This window comes from Gelidibacter sp. (genome assembly GCF_035515035.1).
In the GTDB taxonomy this organism is placed as follows: Bacteria; Bacteroidota; Bacteroidia; order Flavobacteriales; family Flavobacteriaceae; genus Gelidibacter.
The window spans coordinates 1-5,125 of the sequence record NZ_DATJCA010000154.1; the positions used below are offsets into that span (position 1 = coordinate 1).

The 5,125-nt window shown below is 36.6% G+C and carries 4 protein-coding genes; 1 reads left to right on the forward strand and 3 read right to left on the reverse strand.

The window, feature by feature from the left end:
• Positions 1-324: cbb3-type cytochrome c oxidase subunit II (locus VLZ86_RS12700; protein ID WP_325451905.1), on the reverse strand; the 324-nt coding region annotated here is incomplete at its 3' end.
• A gap of 12 nt (positions 325-336) precedes the next feature.
• Positions 337-2,136, reverse strand: coding sequence for a cbb3-type cytochrome c oxidase subunit I (locus VLZ86_RS12705; protein WP_325451907.1), 1,800 nt, complete (start codon positions 2,134-2,136; stop codon positions 337-339).
• A gap of 961 nt (positions 2,137-3,097) precedes the next feature.
• Between VLZ86_RS12705 and VLZ86_RS12710 the strand changes: the two genes are divergently transcribed.
• On the forward strand, positions 3,098-4,312 hold the full coding sequence (locus tag VLZ86_RS12710; RefSeq protein WP_325451909.1) for a site-specific integrase: 1,215 nt from the start codon (positions 3,098-3,100) through the stop codon (positions 4,310-4,312).
• 119 nt (positions 4,313-4,431) lie between these two features.
• Here VLZ86_RS12710 and VLZ86_RS12715 read toward each other — a convergent pair.
• Positions 4,432-5,125: M90 family metallopeptidase (locus VLZ86_RS12715; RefSeq protein WP_325451911.1), on the reverse strand; the 694-nt coding region annotated here is incomplete at its 5' end.

Consider the following 5,125-nt stretch of genomic DNA (forward strand, 5'->3'; position numbering starts at 1 on the left):
GCTTCCTAAAGTTGACGGCGATTGCCTCCAAATATCCATACGTTTTTTACTATAAAAATAATCCGATGGAATTGACGGTCGGTCGCCCCAAACATTATCCATTTCAATATTGCGCACCTGTTGGGTGTGGCAGGCCATACAGTTTTCGGCAACATACACATGAAGGCCCTCCCGTTGGTTGGCCGTCAATGGTAGCTCATCCGGAATTGGCTCTGTTTTCTGCATCTGAAAAGCGGGTAGGACAGCAATAAGAATACTTAAGGCAATAAACACACCTCCTGCCGTAAGCACTAAGTTTTTATGTTCTTTATGAAAATTAAGCATGTTATACGGATATTAAACAGTTATTTCTTCTACTTTTTGTGTGACAGACGGCTTCTTGGTATAGCCTTTTACCATATAGTAAAAATTATAGGCGAATACCAAGTGTGATGCGAACATGAGCGATCCACCAACGGCTCGCCAGACCCAATACGGTTTCATCAATATGACCGATTCTATAAAGGGTTCGCCATCTATCCAACTTAAACCCTTAAAGGTCCCTCCGGCCATGAGTGACATCATATAGGCGAATAGACCGATAAATGCAAGCCAAAAATGTGCGCCCACAAATACCTGTGCCGGCTCCTTTCCGGTTAATTTTGGTAAGATGGCATAAATACAGGCCCACAGAAAAAAAGCAACAATGCCATACATAGTCATGTGGGAGTGTGCCACATTAAAATCTGTAAAGTGCCAAACAAAATTTGTAAATCGGAACGCCTGTACACTTCCTTGCATAGAACCTACAAAATAGAAGATGGTGCCGACCAAAAAGAAGGGCAAAACATAACTCTTTGAGATATGGCTCCAACTTCCTTTCATGGTCATTAAAAAGTTGGTAGTTCCAGCCACAACCGGTATCACCATTCCCGCACTAAACACGATGGCTATTGTTTGCAACCACCAAGGCAAAGGGCTGAACACAAAGTGATGGGTCCCGATCATGGTATAGAAAAGCATTTGTGTCCAAAACGCCAAAACCCCTAAAGAATAGGAATAAATAGGCTTATTTAGCGCCGATGGCAGATAATAATACACCAAACCTAAAGTAAAGGTCATAAACCACATCCCAACTCCTTGGTGCATATAATAGCCTTGGATGACCGTCTCACCCAGCCCATCTTGATAAAATGGTAAATAGCCAATAATGGCCAAAACAATGGTCCAAATAAGGGATGCCAGAATAAACCAATTGGAAATGTATATTTCGGAAATTTTCCGTGTAGCAACGGTTTTATAAAAATTCCAGAAGGTAATCACCAATCCAATGGCAAACATGAGCATCACCGGCCAGATATATTCTCTATATTCACCGCCACCGTTATTTATTCCTGCCATCAAGCACAAACTCCCCAATAATACGGTAGCATTTATGAGTCGCCAGGCATACCACGCCCAGTTATAATTATAGATTTTGTTGTTGGACGTACGGGCAATCACAAAATAGCCAAGCCCGATCATGGCTAAGGAAGACCATCCCCAAAACACCATATTGGTATGCACGGGTCGCAAACGACCAAAACTTAACCATGACTGATGATCCATTTCTGGCCAAAGGAATTTCATTCCCAAATACTGCCCAATCAAAGTGCCCAATACCAACCATAAAGCCGCCGCGCCAATATAATAAATAACTATCTTCTTTAATTCCTCAGGTGTTTCGAGACTGAGCGAGGTCTTTTTCTTTTCATCAAAAAACGCATTGTTTGGATCCTTTTCCACACGCTGGATCAAACCTTTTTCATCAATGGCCGCATTGTCTCCAGATAGTTCGTTTCCTTTTAATTTATAGGTTAATGCAGCCTTCCGTCTTTCGAGGATGGCATCAATATCTCCCCCGTCCATCGCCACCAGTTCATCATCAAAAGCCATTCGGTTTTTATTGAGCTGTCGACGTTTGATAGTATCGATATAGCCGTTTAATTTTATGAATAATATGATGATGGCAACAATCATCACAATGGCTATTAAGACGAACGTACCTATAATTCCGGGACTTGACAGCCAATTATCGGTCGTGATCTTCTCTTGGGCACTTATTAAATTTGGGATTGCCAACAAAAACAACAAGATTCCTATCTTACAATTTTTCATAAAGTTTTATTTATTGCTTTTTATCATTACAGATTTCATCCGTTCAAAATGTCCACATAGAAAGTTCCCCCGATAAAAGAAGAATTGCCAATTAAACAGCAAGATCATCCTAAATTCATATTCGTTCGACCTTCACCACGCGAATCCAAAACCTTACAGATAAGGTTAATGGTCCGGACCCGGCCGCAAAAACATAGTGCCGTGGGCCTATGGATGCGTATATAGAGAAATCAATAGTAATATGTATTATATTTTACCTTCTATCAGACATTATTTGTCTTTGGTAAAGGTATATTTAAGAGACTACTCCGCCATCTTAAACATGAAGGTCATATTATGCACAACAACCATAAAGGATTAGATGGTTGTCTGCAATTTTTGCAGATTTAAATATCAGTCTGAAATGCAAATGATAACACTTCGATTTACCAGTTGGAAATTCAACGAATATATCTAAATCATTATGCAAATATACGTGCGGAATATATATCAGACAAATTTATCCGATATTAAATATGAAAGTTTTTTTAAATGTAAATCTGTCAATCACATACATAAAAGAACTAAAAAAATTTAACTGCTTGAAAAGAAAAATTAAAATTTGAATGAGGTTATTTTAATATATAGCAAAAGCGGTATTACAGAATAACTTTTGGCAACAAAAAAAGCCCCTCTAAAAAGAGAAGCTTTCATTTCTGTACAGGTGGGGAGACTCGAACTCCCACACCTCGCGGCACTAGATCCTAAGTCTAGCGTACATTTGCCTAAACAACACTAAAGTCACTCATTTTCAATTAATTACATAGTATGTCATTTTCTTTGATACCATCTAATATCAATTGATTCCAGCATTTGTTGTACCTATGTTGTACCCAAGGAACCCAATAAAATCGTATCTTTATACTGGTTCTACGAACAAATGTTGTACCTGATTTGACTTTCGTGCTAAAAACAGGTAACAATGTCATCAAACGCAAAAATAGTTCTTCGGAAAAAGCCGAATAGAGAGGGTCTCTACCCTCTTGCTATCCGCATCACAAAAAATCGTAAATCAACATACCAATACATAGGTCATTATATTGAATTGGAAGATTGGGACGAAAAAAATATTCGTGTAAAAAGGTCAAACTCCAATTTTGACAATCTAAACAGTTTATTATCGCAAAAACTGTCAGAAGCCAATAAAGTGCTTATAACATTGCAATCCGGTAATAAAGATGCATCCGCAAACCAGATAAAAAAAGAAATTTATTCATCTGTAAATAGTTCAACCTTTTTTGAATTGGCTCAAGAACATCTTGACGATTTGGAAAGTTCTGATAAGTTAAATCGCCTGTCTACAGACAAAGCTTGGGTAAGTTTTATTATTAAGTTCAATAAAACTAAACAGCTTTCATTTCAAGAAATAGATGAACGTTTTCTTAAAAAACTGATGCTAAATTTAAAGGTAAAGCATTCTCTTTCAGAAACCTCAATTATGAACATTTTGGTTTTTATCCGGCTTTTGTTCAATAGGGCTATCAAATATAAAATCGTAAGTCGAGAATTGTACCCCTTTGGAACAGACAAAATTAAGATTAGATTTCCTGAAACTTCCAAAGTCGGACTAAATATTAGAGAGATTCAAAGAATAGAAAACCTTACGAGTTTATCTCCAATAGAGGTACATACTAGAAATGTTTGGTTGTTCAGTTTTAATTTTGCCGGAATGCGGATTTCTGATGTATTGCAGACGAGATGGTCGGATATTTATGACAACAGACTGCATTATAGAATGCATAAAAACGCAAAACTTCTATCATTAAAAATTCCCGAAAAGGTACTGAAGATTCTAGACCAATATCGGAATGATAAAAGAAGTGTTGATGATTTTGTTTTCCCTGAATTGAAAAAGGCCGACCCTGAAAATGCGAAAGACATGTATAACAAGAGAAAAACTGCTACAAAAAGGCTTAATGCCAATTTAAAATCAATCTCCAAAAAGGCTAAAATCAATAAGAAAATAACTACGCACATAGCTCGTCATAGTTTTGGGAATATTGCCGGGGATGCAATACATCCATTAATGTTACAGAAATTGTATCGTCATAGTGATTTAAAAACCACCTTGAACTATCAGGCAAATTTTATTCATAAAGATGCAGATGATGCATTAGATAGTGTGGTAAATTTTTGAATGAATAAAAAATCAATTAGCGGATATTTTGAATATGCTAAACCTATTCGTAATAACAAAATATCCACTCTTTATCCTTTCCAATAAAAAATTTACTTTTTCCTAAATAGAAATTAAATTTAAATTGGATCCGCCAATTTCTGATTGTAGCATTTAACCAACATTTTATACAATTCTGGATGTTTCTTTTTAAGCAAGTCAGGACGCTCAAAGAAATATTCTGAAGCAACTGCAAAAAATTCAGCCTGATTTGTACCGCCGTATTTTCGGATATCAGAATGATTGTTGTTTATGGCTTCTATTTCCTTGTGAATTAAATTTAACCAAGGAATAGTGTATTGATGTTCTAACAACCGTTCTGGTACTCCATCTACTCTATCATCCATTTTATCAATAAGATGTACAAATTCGTGTATGCCAGTATTGCTCTTATCGGTTGTGTTTTCAAAACCGTGATACAGTGCTTTTTTTGATAAAATCATTTGCTTCTCAAAACGCCCATTCCCGACAATTCCACCAATATTGCGAGCGTCATCTTTACTGCCAAATTGCATATCCTCATTAAAATAATCCGGATATAAAAGAATGCCACTTAAATTAGTGTAATGCCATTCTTTAAAGCCAAAAACAGGAATTACCGCGCTTGCTGCAACCAAAATCTTATCCAATTCGTCCAATTCAAACTGTACACCATCGATATAAACCTCACTTAAAAACTGCATCATTCGTTGTTGAAAAACAAGTTGCCTGCCTTTAGAAAGATTTCTATAATAAAGAACATTCTCCATTAATAACTTGTGCCAGTGCTCTGGA